The sequence below is a fragment of the Streptomyces sp. NPDC048420 genome (assembly GCF_040651535.1).
Taxonomy (GTDB): domain Bacteria; phylum Actinomycetota; class Actinomycetes; order Streptomycetales; family Streptomycetaceae; genus Streptomyces.
The window spans coordinates 359,802-375,964 of the sequence record NZ_JBEZKG010000005.1; the positions used below are offsets into that span (position 1 = coordinate 359,802).

The following is a 16,163-nucleotide window of genomic DNA, read 5'->3' on the forward strand; positions in this document are numbered from 1 at the left end:
GGGGCGCGTTCCCCCCGCTCCCCTGCCGGCCCCCCCCGTCCGCTTGGGGGGCCCCCCCCGGGCCCCGCGGCTAAACCCGGTGGGTGCCGTGGCTGCGGAGCGCTCCGCAGCCACGGCACCTGTCGTTCCCTATTCGGTTGTACGTGCCCGAGCCGTCTCCCCGAGTGGACGGCGCCGGGCGGCTCTGTGCGCCCTCGCTCCTAGCTTTCCGCCAGGATGTGCGAGAGCTCCTGATCCAGATCGAAGTGGCGGTGCTCCGTGCCCGGGGGCACGGCGGCGTCCGTTCGCTTCAGGAACGACTCCAGGGCCCGCGCCGGGGCCTCGAGCAGTGCCTCGCCCTCCGGGGAGCTCAGGGCGATGCAGACGACGCCCTGACCATGACTGCGCGACGGCCAGACTCGGACGTCGCCGGTTCCGGTGGGCCGGTGGAGGCCCTCCGCGAGAAGGTCGCGGGCGAACACCCACTCAACGGTCTCCTCGGCTCCGGTGTGGAAGGTGGCGTGCACGGCGTAGGGGTCGGCCGTGTCGTACCGCAGGCCTGCGGGGACAGGCAGGGAGGACTCGCTCGACACAACGAGGCGCAGGTGCAGCTCGCAGCTGACCGTGGTGTTCATAAGCGCCAGGGCCTTTCGCTCAGTGTGCGCTCGGGGATTCGCACGTCGGCGAAATCGACATGCCACCTACGGTGCCGTTGTAAACCCCTCTGAGTGTTTTGCGTGCCTTTACGTAACTCTTCCGGCCGAGAACCCCTTGCGGAGGTACGACCATTCCGGTGACCGGTTTCTCTCCGGTAGGGTTTGGCTGTATGAATACGGGGAGTGACGAGGCGCGCGAGGTCGCCGTGGCACCTGACGGGCAGCCTGGCAAGAAGTCGGACGAGGCGCAGGACGGGCAGGGGCTCGGTTCCAGGGCGCCGGAATTCATCAGGTCGCGGCGGCTGCTGCATCTGAGCTGGCAGGTCCTGGTCTTCGTCATCGGCCTCGCGGTCGTGGTCGCCGGCATCATCATGCTGCCGCTGCCGGGACCCGGATGGGTCGTGATCTTCGGCGGCATGGCGATCTGGGCGACCGAGTTCGTGTGGGCACAGCTGGTGCTGCGCTGGACCAAGCGCAAAGTGACCGAGGCGGCCCACCGCGCCCTCGATCCCAAGGTGCGGCGGCGCAACATCACACTGACGGTGATCGGCCTCGTGATCGTGGCCGCGATCCTCGGGGTCTACCTGTGGAAGTTCGGCTTCGAGATGCCCTGGAACATCAAGAACCAGTGAGCCGCGCGAGGGGGTGCCGGACCGGTCACCGCTGGTCACAGGCACCCCCTGACATGGGGTAATCTTCTTCCTGCACCCGGGCGATTAGCTCAGTGGGAGAGCGCTTCGTTCACACCGAAGAGGTCACTGGTTCGAACCCAGTATCGCCCACCCGGACCGAGGGGCCCGTTCGCGAAGACGCGGACGGGCCCCTCGGCGTGTGCGCAGGCCGACAGCGGCCGCCCTCTGGCGTCCTGTGCCGCCTCACTCCCGCGTGACCGTCCGCAGCCGCACCTCTGCGCCGGCCGTCCTTTTTCGGCCGTCCGTCGATCTCGTACGGCGGCCTGCGATCTGTTCGACGGGTCGACCCCATGCCTCTCACCTGGGACATCGTCAGTTTTCGGACGGTGCCCGGGCGTTGACCGTGCTCGTAGCTCCTGCTTCACTCACAAGAAATTCCTGTCCGAATCATTGACGCACCCCCGGCCCCTCCGTAGCTTGTGCCAGCAAGCGCTTACTTGAAACGATTCATGCAGGCGGCGACGCTGCGGGGAGGGGCCCGACTGTGGGAACCAGCAGGAATGTTGAGAGGCGTACGATCCTGAAGGCGGCCGGCGCCACGGCGGCGACGCTGGGGTTGGCCGCGACGACCGGGTGCGGTGGTGACAGCGGCAGTTCCGGAGACGGAACGGTGACACTGCGTTACGCGTGGTGGGGTGGCGAGCCGCGTGCCATCGCCATCAAGAAGACGATCGCGCTCTTCGAGAAGAAGTATCCGAAGATCAAGATCAAGCCTGAATTCACCGACTACCAGGCGTTCTGGGAGAAGTTCCAGACCCAGGCCTCGGGTGGGAATCCGCCGGACGTTTTCCAGAATGCGGTCGGTTTTCTGCGCAAGTACGACAAGCGCGGAGTTCTGCTGGATCTCAAGTCGCAGGCGGACGCCGGGAATCTGAGCCTGGACAACTTCCGCAACGGGGTTCTGGCGAACGGTCAGGTCGACGGCAAGCAGCTCGGCATCCCCGTCGGCGCCAACACCATGGCACTTGTCATCGACCTCAAGGCCTTCAAGAAGGCGGGCGTCGAGGCGAAGTTCGGCTGGACCTGGGACGAGTACTTCGCCGCGCTCCAGACGATCCAGGACAAGCTGAAGATCGCCGGTGACACCGGTTACCACGGCATCATGTACCTGTACGACCTGTATCTGCGCCAGAACGGCAAGGCCTTCTTCACCGACTCCGATCTCGGTTTCACCGAGGACGATCTGACGCAGTGGTGGACGGACGCCTACAAGCGGGTGAAGTCCGGGCTCGTCGCCGACCCCAAGAAGATCGAGCAGGTCTATCCCAAGTCGGGTCTGTCGGCCGGGCTCGCCGCGTCCGAGTTCACCTGGGACAACTTCTCCATCCGCTACGAGGGCGAGGGTGAGTCGGACTACGGGCTCGCGCCGATCCCCACCACGGACGGCAAGAACACCGGCCAGTACCTCGGCTCGCTGATGCTCAGCGGCTTCTCCGGGACCAAGCATCCCAAGGAAGTCGCCCAGTTCATCAGCTTCATGGTCCACGACCCCGAGGTCGGCAAGATCATGGGCTACGACCGCGGCATCCTGGCCACGACCGAGCAGTACGACGCCTTCAAGCCGACCGATGCCCAGAACAAGGGTGTCGCAGCCTACGAGGAAGAGGTCGCCAAGGCCGGCGTGCTCGGGAAGATCACCCCGCACCCGTCGGGCGCCGACGTCATCGAGGCGGCGTTCCTGCGGATCGGTGGCGAGGTCTCCCAGGGCAAGACCAAGCCGGCCGACGCCGCCAAGGCGCTGTTCAGCGAGGCCAAGGCCGCGTTCGCGGGCTGAGGGGACGTACCACCATGACGCTCGTCAAGGAAGCGCCCGTGCGCCCGGCGAAGAAGCGGCCCGCCGCTCCTGTCGCCGGGCGGCGCGGGCGGCGCCGCGAGAACATCGCCGGCTATCTCTTCATGTCGCCGTGGATTGCCGGGTTCCTGGTGCTCACGGCGGGGCCGATGATCGCGTCGCTGTACTACGCGTTCACCCGGTACAACCTGTTCACGCCGCCCGAGTGGGTGGGCTTCGACAACTTCACGACGATGTTCCAGGACCCGCGCTGGCAGAAGTCGGTGGAGGTCACGCTCAAGTACGTCGTCGTGGCCACTCCACTGAAACTGCTGCTCGCGCTCGGCGTCGCGCTGCTGCTCGCACAGAAGCGGCGCGGGCAGGGCGTGTACCGGGCCGCGTTCTACATGCCCTCCCTCATCGGCGCCAGTGTCTCCGTCGGCTTCGTGTGGCGGGCGCTGTTCTCGGACGACGCGATCGTGGACCGTACGCAGAAGGTCTTCGGGCTCGACGTGGGCGGCTGGATCGGCAACCCGGACTACGTCATCTACGCCTTGGTCGCGCTCAGCATCTGGCAGTTCGGCGCGCCGATGGTCATTTTCCTTGCCGGACTCAAGCAGGTCCCGCAGGAGCTGTACGAGGCCGCCGAGATGGACGGGGCCGGCCCGCTGCGGCGGTTCTGGAACATCACGCTGCCGATGATTTCCCCGGTGCTGTTCTTCAACGTGCTGCTGGAGTCCATCCACGCGTTCCAGGTGTTCGGCTCCGCGTATGTCGTCTCCAACACCCAGTGCGGGCCGGCCGACGCCACCCTCGTCTACACCTGTTACCTGTACCAGAAGGGCTTCAAGGAGGCCCAGATGGGCTTCGCCTCCGCGATGGCCTGGACGCTAGTGGTCGCGGTGGCGCTCGTCACGGCGGTCCTGTTCTGGTCGCAGAAGAAGTGGGTGCACTACGAGGAGGCCGCCAAGTGACCACTGTCAGCACCCCTGTCGTGCGCACCGCGAGCGAGAAGCGGCGCTCCGGATCGATCGCCTGGCACGTGGGCTCGCTCGCCGTCCTCGCGGTCGTCCTGTACCCCGTGATCTGGGTTTTCGGCGCCTCGTTCAAGCCGAGCAAGGACATCATCGCCAGCGTCGACCTGCTGCCCACCAAGCCGGTCTGGGCGAACTTCTCCGGGCTCGCCGACGGCATCTCCGGCATCTCCATCAGCAGCTTCTTCGTGAACTCGCTGATGTACGCGGGCCTCGCGGTGCTCGGTGTCGTGCTGTCCAGCTCGCTCACCGCCTACGCCTTCGCCAAGATCAGGTTCGCCGGGCGGAACCTGCTGTTCACGCTGATGATCGGCACACTGCTGCTGCCGTACCACGTCCTGCTCATCCCGCAGTACGTGATGTTCCGCAAGCTGGAACTCGTCGACACGCTGGTGCCGCTGGTGGCCGGCAAGTTCCTCGCCACGGAGGCGTTCTTCGTCTTCCTGATGGTGCAGTTCATGCGCGGGCTGCCGCGCGAGCTGGACGAGGCGGCCAAGCTCGACGGCTGCGGCCATCTGCGGACCTACTGGTCGATCGTGCTGCCGCTGTGCCGCCCCGCCCTCATCACCAGCGCCATCTTCACCTTCATCAACGCGTGGAACGACTTCATGGGGCCGTTGATCTACCTCAACACCCCCGAGAAGTACACCGTGTCGCTGGGCCTGATGATGTTCCGCGACCAGGAGGGCATCTCCAACTACGGCAGCATGATCGCGATGTCGCTGGTGGCGCTCGTCCCGGTCATCGCCTTCTTCATGGCCTTCCAGCGCTACCTCATCGACGGCATGGCCACGTCCGGACTGAAGTGAGGAGGTCAGCATGGCGCAAGCGCGTGTGAAGGCCCGTCGCAGGGCGTCCGTGTTCGGTGGCGAGCGCTTCGCGCTCTTCGCCGAGGCACTTCTCACCGGCGTGTGGATCTCCGTGGCCTGTCTCGGCCTGGTCACCTATCCGGCGGCCTTCGCCGCGGGCGCACGGCATCTGCGGCGTCGTACGAGCCATGAGGCGGGCGGCTGGCGGGAGTTCGTCGCGGACTTCCGTACGGCCGTGCGGCGCGGGTGGCTCGTCGGGGTCGCCGGGTGGGTCGCGGCGGGCGCGGTCTGGGTGGACGTCCAGGCCGCGCGGGCCGGGATCCCCGGCGGCCCGCTCGTCGGGGCCGTCGGGCTCTTCGCGCTGATCGGCCTGGTGGTGGCCGGGCTGCGTGCGACGGCGGTCTGGACGCCGGGCGCCTCCTGGCGCGCCCTGCTCGCCGACGCCGTACGGCGGACCCTGCACGATCCCGCCGGGTCCTTCCTGATCGTCGCCGGACTGGCCGTCGTGGCCCTGTCCGCGGGGTTCGTCGCCCCGCTGGCCGTTCCCGTGCTCGGAGCCGTCGCGGCGGCGGCCGTCGCCGTGGAGGAGCGCTACCGGCGCCGCTGACGAGCGGTGCCCTTGTCACAGGTCGGCGCCCTCGGCGTCGCACCTCTCTCTGTCATGCCCCTGACCAGCCTGTCCAGCCTGTCCATGGAAAGGAACGGCCATGTCCCCCATCCCCCGCAGGTCCATCCTCAAAGCCGCCGCCGTCGCCGGAGCCGCCGCGCAGTTCAGCTGGGCGCTAGGGGCCAAGGACGCGCAGGCCGCGCCGAGAGCCGCCGAGGCCGACGACTCTCCCGTGACCCTGAACTGGCTGGAGGACGGCGGTCTCGGCGCCGCGCCCGGCTCGACCGTCGGTGTCCCCTGGCCGAAGGGCGTCTACCAGGAGGACCAGAAGTTCGCGGTCACGGACGCCGACGGCAAGGCCGTGCCCGTCCAGTCCTGGCCGATCGCCTACTGGCCCGACGGCTCGCTCAAGTGGACGGCCCACGCGGTCAGTTCGGGCAACGGCAAGCTGTCGCTCACCGCCGGTGACGCCGCCGTACCCGACAAGAAGGTGACCGTCGACAAGAGCGGCGGCACGATCACCGTCTCCACCGGCGTCATCACCGCGAAGATCGGCAAGTCGGGCGCCACGCTCATCAAGTCGGTCACCCGCGGGTCGACGGAGATCGCCAAGAACGGGCGGCTCGTGCTGATCCGCCAGCCGGAGATCGAGGACGAGGACCAGGGCACGGTCAAGACCGAGCGTTTCGAGGGGGCCATCTCGGACGTCACGGTCGAACAGGAGGGACCGGTCCGCGCGGTCGTCAAGATCGACGGCAAGCACCGCAAGGGCAACCGGAGTTGGCTGCCGTTCTCCATCCGGCTGTACTTCTACGCGGGCGCCGACTCCTTCCGCATGGTGCACACCATCACCTTCGACGGCACCCAGGAGCCGGGCAAGGCCAGCGGCGACTTCATCCGCGGCATCGGCGTCCGCTTCAGCGTGCCGATGCGCGACCAGTCCTACGACCGTCACATCCGGATCGGCGGAGAAGGAACCGGTCTGCTGCGCGAGGCCGTCAAGGGCATCACCGGGCTCCGCCGCGACCCCGGTATCGCCGTGCAGGAGGCCCAGTACGCGGGCAAGAAGCTGCCCGACCCCGCCACCTGGGACCAGCGGGTCACCACTCGGCTCCAGTACATCCCCGAGTGGGGCGACTACACGCTCTCGCAGCTCTCCGCCGACGGCTTCACCCTGCGTAAGCGCACCAAGAAGGGGCACGGCTGGATCGGCGCCGGCGGCGGCCGGCGGGCCTCCGGGTTCGGGTACGTCGGTGGCGCGAGCGGCGGATTCTCCTTCGGCCTGCGGGACTTCTGGGAGCGGCACCCCTCCCAGCTCGACATCCGCGACGCCCAGACCGACGAGGCCGAGGTCACCCTGTGGCTCTGGTCGCCCGAGGCGCAGCCCATGGACCTGCGCTTCTACCACGACGGCATGGGCCAGGACACCTTCGCCGAACAGCTCGAAGGCCTCAACATCACCTACGAGGACTACGAGCCCGAGTTCGGCACGCCGTACGGCATCGCCCGTACGTCGGAACTGCTGTTCTGGGCCAACGAGTCGACGCCGTCCCCGGAGGCCCTGGCCGAACAGGTCGAGGCCGTACGGGTGTTGCCGCAGCTCGCCGCACCGCCCAAGCAGCTCATCAAGGCGGGGGTCTTCGGCCCGGGCCTCTACTCCGAGCCGGACCGCTCGACCCCGGCCAAGGCGAAGATCGAGGACCACCTCGACTTCCTCTTCACCTACTACAAGGACCAGGTGGAGCAGCGCCGTTGGTACGGCTTCTGGGACTACGGCGACATCATGCACACCTATGACACCGTCAGGCACCAGTGGCGGTACGACATCGGCGGCTACGCGTGGGACAACTCCGAGCTCTCGCCGGACCTGTGGCTGTGGTTCGCGTACATCAGGTCGGGCCGCGCGGACATCTTCCGGTTCGCCGAGGCCATGACCCGGCACACCGGTGAGGTGGACGTGTACCACCTGGGGCAGTGGGCCGGACTCGGCACCCGGCACGGTGTGCAGCACTATGCCGACAGTGCGAAGCAGCAGCGCATCGCCAACACGACGTACCGCCGCTACTACTACTTCCTCACCGCCGACGAGCGCGTCGGTGATCTCATGCACGCCAATGTCGACTCCGACGAGACCTTCCTGGTCCTGGACCCGCTGCGCAAGATCCGTACCGACCCGTACACACCCGACCGGCACGCCCTGTCGGTCGGCTTCGGCACCGACTGGAGCGGTCTGGTGTCGGCCTGGCTGACCGAGTGGGAGCGCAAGGGGCCGAAGTGGGAGAAGGCCAAGGCGCGCGTGCTGTCGACGATGGAGGGAATCGCCGCGCAGCCGAACGGCTTTGTGCAGGGGAGCGGGCTGTACGACCTCGACACGGGCAAGTTCGCCGTCGCTTCGGCGCCGGTGGTGGGCGTGTCCCACCTGTCCGCCGTGTTCGGGCTCAACGAGCTGTGCGCCGAACTCATCGACCTCGTCGACATGCCGAAGTTCAACGAGGCGTACTTCGACTACTGCCGGTACTTCAACGCGACCAAGGCCGAGCAGGCCGCCCGCTACGGGTCCAACTTCGGGACGCTGCTGCTGTTCCAGGGGCACTCGCGACTTGACGCGTACGCGGCTGTGAAGACCGGGGACGCGAAGCTGGCCAAGCGCGCCTGGGACAAGTTCTACAACTCCGACGGGTACAAGGAGTCGGCGCCCTGGAAGACGGAGAAGTTGAGCGGGCCGGTCTCGTTGGTGGCGGGTAGCGAGGCGGCGTGGGTGGCGACGAACGACACCGCGCTGTACGGGCTGGCGGCTATCGAGAACCTGGCGCTTCTTGGGGACAAGATGCCGTAACGGTCCGGGGGGAACTGCGGGTCCGTTGTGGCTGGTCGCGCAGTTCCCCGCGCCCCTGAGTCAGTTCATCCTCCCCAGGTTTTCCCGTATCCGTCGGACATCCCTGAGGCGGTGTTCGTACGTTGCTCCCAGTGCGAGCAGCAAGAGGCCGGCCAGGGCAGGGGGCACCCAGCGGGGAAGGGCATCCGTCACCTGGACGATGTACGGGGCCAGTTCGTGCAGGGCGTCCAAAAGCAGGATCGCGCCGCCCAGCAGGAGCGGGGCCTGGAGGTGGTGGCGGGCGCCTGCCAGGGTGACCAGCAGGGCTGCCACGCCCAGCAGTAGGGGGCGTGTCCAGTCCGGGTCGCCCCAGGCCGCGAAGAGGCTCGGTACGAGAGTGGCGGCCAGGCCGGGGGCGTACGCGGTCCAGGACGAGGTCCGCGGGTCACGGCGGTGGCGCAGGGCGCCGACCAGCAGCGCGGGGATCGTGACCGGGAGGGTGTACGCCTCGGGGGCGCCCACGTCCCAGGCCGCCAGGCGCACCCAGGTGGCGAGGACGAACAGGGCGGCGGCCGCGTAGCCGACAGGGCGGCGGTCCGTACGGATCGCCGCGCCCGCGGTGATCACTCCGCACAGGGCCAGGACCGTGGCCAGCAGGGGCAGGTCGGTCGCCGCCAGCGCGATGGCCAGCAGTCCGGCCGCCGCTCCGGCCACCTCGACCGGCACGGTGGCCTTCGAGTCGCCGAGTCGATGGGCGAGGAGAGCCGCGGTCGCGGGGATCGCCAGGACCAGCAGGGCCGTGTGCGCCGGGGACAAATCCACGGAGGCGCCGGTCGCCACGGCGAGTGCGGCGCCGTAGACCAAGGCCGTCGGGGCCGTGAAAGGGGCGAGGCGCCAGGAGGCCGCGGTGAAGAGCGCGATCAGGGCGGAGAGCACGACGAGGGTCGCGGTCCGGTCGGCGAGGGCGAGGAAGGCGAGGCTCGTGGAGGTGAGCAGCGCGAGGGGGAGGGCGGTGAGGCGCTGGTTCAGGAGGGCGGCAGCGGCGAGGGCCGCGACCGTCACGGCGCCCTCGGTCAACAGGGCTGCGGAGTAAGGGAGTTCCAGCACCGCCGGGAGCGTGAGGGCGGTGGCCCAGAACAGACCCAGTGCTCCCGCCAGGGCCCGAGGACGCCAGGTCGTGTCCCGCACCGTCAGGGCGAGCACGCCCGCCACGGCGGCCAGGACCAGGGGGACCGCCTCCGTGTGCGGTGGCCAGGTCACGTCGACGGTCACCGCGGCGCGGGCGTCCGAGGGGGTGCCGGACCACGTCTGTGAGGCCCAGGCGAGCGGGCCCAGCACGACGATGCCGACGGCCGGCAGCGCCCACAGCAGGGACAGGGCCTGTACGGCACCAGAGGCCCAGGCCAGGCCTCGACGTACCGCGTCCGGCAGGCGATTGAGCCGGAGTGTCGCCAACAGGGCGATGCCGAAACCCAGATGGGCGGGAACCGCCCATGGTTCGGGCAGCGCGGATCGTGCCGTACCGCCGAAGGCGGCCACCGTGAGCAGCCCGGAAGTGATGGCCAGGCCGAGCGCCTGCTTGTGCCAGGCGGCGGCCAGCGCGATCGCGCTCGCCAGGAGAAGGAGCGCCGCCGCACGGGCGGCGGCGCTCGGGCCGGAGGCTGTCCAGGTCAGCCAGCCGGCGGCCAGTACGCCCCAGGCGCCCACTCCGTACGCGCCGATCGCGGCGACCACACGTACGGACCTGGGCGTCATCCGGAGCGCCACGATCGTGTCGAACCCCGCCGTCACCAGAAGCGCGGCCGTGAGCCCGTACGAGCCGGCGTCGGCCGCGATCGCCCAGAAGAACAGCGGGAGTTGGGCCGCGGCCAGGGCGGCCGGGTGGGGCAGGCGCAGCTCGGACGTGTGCGGCAGGAGGCCGTACGCCGTCCAGAGGCCGGCCAGCAGCGCCGAGGCGATCGCCGTGTAGGGGGCCCCGGGTGTCTTCGCGAAGACGGCCTCGTGCAGCGCGTAGGCGTCCAGGACCATCAGGGCCAGTCCCAGGCCCGCCACCGACTCGGCCGTCGAACGCAGCCCGCGCTTCAGCAGCGGGAGCGGCGCCGCGAGCGCCGCCACGGTGACCGCGCCGAGCACCAGGGACCGGCCGGTGATCCCCAGGTGACCCCAGCTGACCAGTGTGAACACCATCGCCGCAACGGTGAGCAGGACACCGCCGAGCACCAGGAGCACGTTCTGCACGCTCGGTGCGCTCGCTTCGGGACGAGGGGTTGTGGCGGGCGTCGGACCGGTCGGCCGAGGCGCCTGCCACTTCGGCTGGAGCGCGGCGACCAGCCAGGCCCGGCGGGCCAGCAACTGGCTGCGGCGGGCGTCCAGTTGCCACAGCTCGGCGTCGATGAGCCGTAGCTCCTCGGCCGGGGGCGGAATGTGCGTCATGCCTCGAAGTGTGGGCTGGGTCACGCCGCGCGACATGAGTACGGGTACTCAGAACCTACTCGGATCCGATGCCAGACTCAGTCCATGGACTGGACCCGATACCGCTTCCGCACCCAGTGGTCCCTGCCCGCGAAGCCCGCCGCCGTCTACGACGTGCTGGAGCAGGCCGAGGAGTATCCCCGCTGGTGGCCCCAGGTGCGCGAGGTGCGACGGCTCGACGACACGAGCGGTCTGATCACCATCCGCGCCGTGCTGCCGTACGACCTGGTCTTCACCGCGCGCGAGGTGCGGCGCGACCGGGAGGCCGGGGTGCTGGAGATCGCGATGACCGGGGATCTCGACGGGTGGGCGCGCTGGACGATCACCGCGGACGGTGGCGGCAGCCTCGCCCGGTACGACCAGGTCACCGAGGTGCGCAAGCCGCTGCTGCGGCGGTTCGCCGTACCGGGACGGCCGGTCTTCCTGGTCAACCACCGGCTGATGATGCGCGCCGGACGGCGGGGGCTCGTCGCCTACTTGGAAGCGGTTTGAAGGAAAGCCGCGGGGACCTGTATTGTTCAGTGCGTTCCCGGGCGATTAGCTCAGTGGGAGAGCGCTTCGTTCACACCGAAGAGGTCACTGGTTCGAACCCAGTATCGCCCACCCGGAAAAGACCGGTCTGCAACCGCAGGCCGGTTTTTTGTGTCCAGTTGTGCGTTCTGTGGGGGGCGTCATGAGTGGTGGGGGAGACAGGCGGAGATCGCGCAAGGCGATCTCGATACGGCGGCGCAGGCTTCGGTCGCTGATCGGCGTGGGGATCACCCTGATCGTGTTCGGCGGGATCGCCGCCGGCACGCAGGCCCTTGCCAACAAGGAACGGGTCACCACGATGTGGGTCGGCGCCGAGATCCGCGCCGACGGCAGCGCCCGGATCACCGAAGTCATCGACTACGACTTCGGCCACTCGGGGAGCTCGCACGGGATCTTCCGTGATGTGCCGGGGGACCCCTTCGAGGGAGACGACGTGCGCGTCAGTCTCGACGGCCACAAGGTCCCCTGGGAGGACACCTACGGCGACTACTACCGGGACGAGAACGGCGAGCAGCAGCTCGCCGACCGGCTCAAGATCGGTGATCCGGAGCGGCTGGTCAGCGGAGTGCACCGCTACCGCATCCAGTACACGCTCCCCGAGGTGGTGAAGGGCGGCAAGCTCGCCTGGGACGCGGTCGGCACCGGCTGGAAGGTCGACCGCTCCGCTGTGGAGATCCACGTCGTGGACACCCATTCACTCACCCATCTGAGCTGTCAACACGGGAGTTGGGACAAGGGGAAGCCCTGTGCGGTCCGCCAGAGCGAGCCGGGGCACCTGGTGGTGAAGCTCGACAAGCTCGCGGGCAGCGAGGGCCTCACCCTTTATGCCACCGCCGCCAGGACCAAGCTCGCCGCTGCCCCGGCACTGCCCGCGGCGCCCTCCGGTACAGCCGTCGGTACGACCCTTCCGCACCCGGTGCGCAACGGAGGGATCTTCCTCGCCGTCGCACTGGCCTGCGCCGCGCTGACCATCTGCGCGTTCCGGGTCTACGGGCGTGACCGCGTGGTCGAGGAGGACGGGCGCGTGCGGCGGGTCGAGATCGAGCGGCTGGCCCGGAAGGTCACTCCGTCCGCCACGCCTCCCGAGGACCTCACACCGGCTCAGGGCGGCGTCCTGCGCATCGAGGCGGTCAAGGATCACCACAGGGTGGCGTGGCTGATGACGGCCGCGGCCGACGGACGCATCTCCATCGACGGTGAGGGCCCCTACCCGGTCCTGGAGCGGCACGACGCCGCCGGGCTCCCGGCGGACGAAGAGGCTGAGGCCCTGCTGGACACGATGTTCTCCTCCCGCACCACACTGCACCTCGGAGTGCGCGACCACTGGTTCAGGGACGGCTGGGAGCAGCTCTCCCGGAAGCTGCACGGCTGGCGCCTGTCGAGTGGCCTGTGGGACCACGTCGCCCAGGAGCGCACCTTCAGATGGAACACGGCGGGTATGGTCGCGATACTCCTCGGGTTCGCCCTCGCGATCACCGGCGGCGTCCTGAACGGCCGCCGGATCGAGGCCGGTTCGCCCCTTCTGCTGGTCGGTGCAGTGGCCGCCGGATTCGGTGTCGCCCAAGTGGCCCGCTTCTGGGAGGTGAGCAGGCGCACCCCGCGCGGCACCCAACTCTGGCTCCAGACCGAGGCGTTCCGGCGCTACCTCGCCGACCCGTCCGCCTGCCCCGACGAACCGCCCGTCGAAGAACAGGTGGACCGCTGCACGGCATGGGCGGTGGCCCTGGGTGTCGCACCGGCCTGGGAAGCGGCCGTCAGAGCGTCGGTCACGGTGCCGACGCCGTCGTCCCGGCGCTTCTCCCTCGACATCGGTGACGTGCTGCTGGCCGGTGTCGCAATCTCCGCCGCCACGGCGTCCTCCGGCTCCGGCGGTTCCGGCGGCTCCTCCGCAGGCGGTTCCTCCAGCGGCGGAGTCGGCGGTGGCGCAGGGGGCGGGGGCGGCGGCTCCTGGTGAGGTACGGGGCGGGGGCCCGCACGGTCACGCGGGACCCTGCCCTCAGCTCGCCGGTTCCGTCAGCTGGCCGGTTCCGTCAGGCCGCCGCCGGCAGATCCGGTCGTAGCGGCCACGCCGGGTCCACCGACTCCAGGGACCCGCTGCGGGCGAACCAGGCCTGCAGGCCCCGCGCCTGGGCCGCGTGCCAGACCGCCTGGAGGTTGTGCAGTTCGGCGGGTGCCAGCCGCTCCAGCCGGGTCGCGAAACGCCGCCCGACCGCCCGTACGACATCCAGCGAGGCCTGTGCGTCGGCCGCCGCATCGTGCGCGCCGTCCAGCTCGACGCCGTAGTGCTCGCACAGGTCGGTGAGGGTGCGGCGGCCCTTGCGGTAGCGGTCGAGGTGCTTGTCGAGGACCCGGGGGTCCAGGACCAGCAGGGGTGAGGACTCGAACCAGCGGTCCAGGGAAGAGGCGCGATGACGGCGCAACTCCCGGTCGAGCAGCGTCAGATCGAACGGCGCGTTCATCACCACCAGCGGACGGCCCGCCACCGCCTGCTCCGCCAGCGCCTCGGCTATCTCGAACATCACCGGCGCCGGCCAGCGGCCGTTGAGCTGGAGATGCTCGTCCGTCAGTCCGTGCACCGCGGTCGCCCCGGCGGGCACCGGCACACCCGGGTTGACCAGCCAGCGGCTCACCCGTGGCCGGGTGCCCGCCGCGTCCTGGACGACGACGGCGGCCGACACGATCCGGTCGGTCTCGACGTCAACGCCTGTGGTCTCCGTGTCGAAAGCGGCCAGGGGCCCTTCGTACCAGCACGTCGTCATAGCTACACAACCCCTCGTTCACCCACGGCAGCTGACGCACCGTCTTCTGCCCGTTTGGTGATACCCGGGCTGTTTGCGCCGTACGCCGGAAGGACACAACAGGAGTACGGGTCTTTGCAGTTCAGCGGCCCGCTGTGCGATTCATGTGGCCCCTGTGCGGGCATGTCACTTGGCTTGGAAGGCTGTTGGTCATGGCGATAGCGCAGCCCGAGCGGGGCGGGCTGCTGCCCGAACGCACGGGCCCCCTTCGCGGCACGCTCGCCACCACCGCCTGCATGGAGACCTTGCAGGTGGGCTATCTGCACGCCGTCGCGGCGGCGGCCGGCTGCTCGTTGTCGCAACCCTTTCCGGACAACGGCATCGACTGGCACGTCAGCCACGGCTCGCCCGGACACACCGTCGACGACGAGGTCACCATCAAGGTGCAGCTCAAATGCACCTACCAGATCGCGCCCAACCCGCCAGGCCGGTTCTTCTCCTTCACGCTCGACAACGACCACCTGCGCAAGCTCGCCCGCACCCCGGTGTCGGTCCACAAGATCCTGGTGGTCATGCTCGTCCCCCGAACCCAGGACGACTGGCTGCGCGCCAGCCACGACCGGCTGGACCTCAGACACTGCTGCTACTGGGTCAACCTGGCCGGCCACCCCATCACCGGCCGGACCCGGACCACCGTGCGGATCCCCACCAACCGCATCTTCGACGACCGGGCGCTGTGCGAGATCATGACGCGCGTCGGGACGGGAGGCAGACCATGACCCACCGCCCGCTGGAGGAGCCACTGCGCGCCGTCCGCCCCCATCCGGAGGCCCACTGGGACCGTTCGCCGAGCCCCGACGAGGTCGACCCCGCCGTCCTCAGCGCCCTGCTGCACCGGCACGGCTGGCAACGGCGCGGCGGCGCCGCCGGACGCTACGGCCGCTGGACACCACCAGGGCCGGGCGCGAGCGGGACCAGCCTGCTCGTGCCCGAGAGCCGCGCCTTCCCCGACAGCGAGGACCTCCTCGGCGAGGCCCTCGTCGCGCTGTCCCGCAGCGGCACGCCCTCCGCGCGCGAGGTGCTCGTCGGACTCGCCGTCCCCAGCGACGAGATCCGCTGGTGGCGGGACGTCCCGACCGGCCCCGCCGACACCACGCCCTGGAGTGTCGAGGAGCGGCTGCGCGCCGCAGCCCGCCAGACCCTTCTCGCCGGTGCGCTCGCCACACGCGCGCGTGCCGGCTACTACGGCGCCCGTTACCGTCGTACGGCAGCCGCGTCCCTGGACAACGTCCTGGTCGGCTCCGCCGCCGGGGGCCGCCGTCTGACCGCCTTCGTGCCCGTCGACACGGGCCGCCCGCTCGCCGTCCGCCTCCACCAGGCCCTCTACGCCACCCGCGAGGCCATCGACTACCAGCGGGCCACCGGCGGCATGGACGCCTTCGACGGCGCGGTCGAGGCGGGTGTCAGCCGTGAGCTCACCGAGGCGCTGATCTCCCTCGTGCACGGGACGGAGGGCGCGCGCATCGCCGTCGAGTGGGCGCCCGCGGCCGGGGTCCCCGAGGGGTGCGCCGCACGCGCCGAGGCCGTCGAGTTCTCGCCCGGCGACCTGCCCGTCCTGCGCGAGGCGGGGGCCCGCTTCCTGCGTGAGGAGCCCTCCGTCTCGGTGCGGATCACCGGCACGGTGGAGCGGATGCGCAGGTCGGGGCCGCGCGGCGACGGGTCGGTACGGCTGCGGGTGATCGCCGGCGCCGAGATCCCGCACCTGCGGCTGACGCTGGACGAGGAGGCGTACCGGATCGCCGGGCAGGCCCACCTCGTCGGGCTGCCGGTCCGGGTGCACGGCAGACTGGAGAGCCGCGGCGGGTTCCGCAGGCTCACCGGGGCCGCCGGAGTCGTGCCCGTACAGGTGGACGAGGCCGAGCGGGACCGGCTGATGAAGTCCCTTCAGGAGAACCTCGACTTCTTCGAGGAGGCGTGCGGAGAGTCCGGCGAGGAGTCCTGCGAGGGGGACTGATTTCGCGGAGGTGGGTGCCGGGTCGGTACGATCCCCTATTGCGCG

13 protein-coding genes and 2 tRNA genes are annotated in these 16,163 nt (G+C 69.7%); 12 read left to right on the forward strand and 3 right to left on the reverse strand.

What is annotated here, in order from left to right; translation table 11 throughout:
* Positions 1-200 precede the first annotated feature (200 nt).
* Positions 201-614 carry an SsgA family sporulation/cell division regulator gene (locus AB0D34_RS11310; RefSeq protein WP_004002642.1) on the reverse strand — a complete coding sequence of 138 codons (414 nt, stop codon included), beginning with the start codon at positions 612-614 and terminating at the stop codon, positions 201-203.
* A gap of 191 nt (positions 615-805) precedes the next feature.
* On the opposite strand from AB0D34_RS11310, the gene AB0D34_RS11315 reads away from it, so the two are divergent.
* From AB0D34_RS11315 to AB0D34_RS11345, 7 genes are all read left to right on the forward strand, one after another.
* Entirely contained in the window at positions 806-1,267 is a 462-nt protein-coding gene (locus tag AB0D34_RS11315; protein ID WP_362659909.1) for a TIGR02611 family protein, read from the forward strand.
* Positions 1,268-1,345: 78 nt separating this feature from the next.
* Positions 1,346-1,417 (forward strand) — tRNA-Val (locus AB0D34_RS11320).
* Between the two features lie 394 nt (positions 1,418-1,811).
* Positions 1,812-3,101, forward strand: coding sequence for an extracellular solute-binding protein (locus AB0D34_RS11325; RefSeq protein ID WP_362659911.1), 1,290 nt, complete (start codon positions 1,812-1,814; stop codon positions 3,099-3,101).
* 14 nt (positions 3,102-3,115) lie between these two features.
* Positions 3,116-4,072 (forward strand): sugar ABC transporter permease, encoded by a 957-nt coding sequence (locus AB0D34_RS11330; RefSeq protein ID WP_362659914.1) that lies wholly within the window; start codon positions 3,116-3,118, stop codon positions 4,070-4,072.
* Entirely contained in the window at positions 4,069-4,941 is an 873-nt protein-coding gene (locus AB0D34_RS11335; RefSeq protein WP_362659917.1) for a carbohydrate ABC transporter permease, read from the forward strand. Before AB0D34_RS11330 ends, AB0D34_RS11335 begins: the two co-directional genes overlap by 4 nt.
* Positions 4,942-4,951: 10 nt before the next feature.
* Positions 4,952-5,548, forward strand: a complete 597-nt coding sequence (locus AB0D34_RS11340; protein ID WP_362659920.1) for a hypothetical protein — start codon at positions 4,952-4,954, stop codon at positions 5,546-5,548.
* A gap of 100 nt (positions 5,549-5,648) precedes the next feature.
* On the forward strand, positions 5,649-8,384 hold the full coding sequence (locus tag AB0D34_RS11345; RefSeq protein ID WP_362659923.1) for a Tat pathway signal sequence domain protein: 2,736 nt from the start codon (positions 5,649-5,651) through the stop codon (positions 8,382-8,384).
* Positions 8,385-8,444: 60 nt separating this feature from the next.
* Here AB0D34_RS11345 and AB0D34_RS11350 read toward each other — a convergent pair whose 3' ends face one another.
* On the reverse strand, positions 8,445-10,796 hold the full coding sequence (locus tag AB0D34_RS11350; RefSeq protein WP_362659925.1) for a hypothetical protein: 2,352 nt from the start codon (positions 10,794-10,796) through the stop codon (positions 8,445-8,447).
* A gap of 84 nt (positions 10,797-10,880) precedes the next feature.
* On the opposite strand from AB0D34_RS11350, the gene AB0D34_RS11355 reads away from it, so the two are divergent.
* The 3 genes from AB0D34_RS11355 (at position 10,881) to AB0D34_RS11365 (ending at position 13,320) form a co-directional block, all read left to right on the forward strand.
* Positions 10,881-11,327, forward strand: a complete 447-nt coding sequence (locus AB0D34_RS11355) for an SRPBCC family protein (RefSeq protein ID WP_362659928.1) — start codon at positions 10,881-10,883, stop codon at positions 11,325-11,327.
* Between the two features lie 39 nt (positions 11,328-11,366).
* A tRNA-Val gene (locus tag AB0D34_RS11360) sits at positions 11,367-11,438 on the forward strand.
* Positions 11,439-11,586: 148 nt separating this feature from the next.
* A complete protein-coding gene (locus AB0D34_RS11365; RefSeq protein WP_362659931.1) occupies positions 11,587-13,320 on the forward strand; it encodes a DUF2207 domain-containing protein in 1,734 nt (577 codons plus the stop codon).
* A 76-nt stretch (positions 13,321-13,396) separates the two neighbouring features.
* Here the strand turns inward: AB0D34_RS11365 and AB0D34_RS11370 are convergent, their stop codons facing one another.
* Positions 13,397-14,125, reverse strand: a complete 729-nt coding sequence (locus AB0D34_RS11370; protein ID WP_362659934.1) for a 3'-5' exonuclease — start codon at positions 14,123-14,125, stop codon at positions 13,397-13,399.
* A gap of 191 nt (positions 14,126-14,316) precedes the next feature.
* Between AB0D34_RS11370 and AB0D34_RS11375 the strand changes: the two genes are divergently transcribed.
* On the forward strand, positions 14,317-14,883 hold the full coding sequence (locus AB0D34_RS11375) for a DUF4365 domain-containing protein (RefSeq protein WP_030321429.1): 567 nt from the start codon (positions 14,317-14,319) through the stop codon (positions 14,881-14,883).
* On the forward strand, positions 14,880-16,118 hold the full coding sequence (locus AB0D34_RS11380; RefSeq protein WP_362659937.1) for a hypothetical protein: 1,239 nt from the start codon (positions 14,880-14,882) through the stop codon (positions 16,116-16,118). The genes AB0D34_RS11375 and AB0D34_RS11380 overlap by 4 nt, the downstream gene beginning before the upstream one ends.
* The last annotated feature ends 45 nt before the right edge of the window (positions 16,119-16,163 follow it).

What these genes read in the sequence shown, in the direction of transcription:
- AB0D34_RS11310 (WP_004002642.1), bottom strand. Translation starts at nt 614, where the DNA reads ATGAACACCACGGTCAGCTGCGAGCTGCACCTGCGCCTCGTTGTGTCG.
- AB0D34_RS11315 (WP_362659909.1), top strand. Translation starts at nt 806, where the DNA reads ATGAATACGGGGAGTGACGAGGCGCGCGAGGTCGCCGTGGCACCTGAC.
- AB0D34_RS11330 (WP_362659914.1), top strand. Translation starts at nt 3,116, where the DNA reads ATGACGCTCGTCAAGGAAGCGCCCGTGCGCCCGGCGAAGAAGCGGCCC.
- AB0D34_RS11340 (WP_362659920.1), top strand. Translation starts at nt 4,952, where the DNA reads ATGGCGCAAGCGCGTGTGAAGGCCCGTCGCAGGGCGTCCGTGTTCGGT.
- AB0D34_RS11345 (WP_362659923.1), top strand. Translation starts at nt 5,649, where the DNA reads ATGTCCCCCATCCCCCGCAGGTCCATCCTCAAAGCCGCCGCCGTCGCC.
- AB0D34_RS11350 (WP_362659925.1), bottom strand. Translation starts at nt 10,796, where the DNA reads ATGACGCACATTCCGCCCCCGGCCGAGGAGCTACGGCTCATCGACGCC.
- AB0D34_RS11355 (WP_362659928.1), top strand. Translation starts at nt 10,881, where the DNA reads ATGGACTGGACCCGATACCGCTTCCGCACCCAGTGGTCCCTGCCCGCG.
- AB0D34_RS11370 (WP_362659934.1), bottom strand. Translation starts at nt 14,125, where the DNA reads ATGACGACGTGCTGGTACGAAGGGCCCCTGGCCGCTTTCGACACGGAG.
- AB0D34_RS11375 (WP_030321429.1), top strand. Translation starts at nt 14,317, where the DNA reads ATGGCGATAGCGCAGCCCGAGCGGGGCGGGCTGCTGCCCGAACGCACG.
- AB0D34_RS11380 (WP_362659937.1), top strand. Translation starts at nt 14,880, where the DNA reads ATGACCCACCGCCCGCTGGAGGAGCCACTGCGCGCCGTCCGCCCCCAT.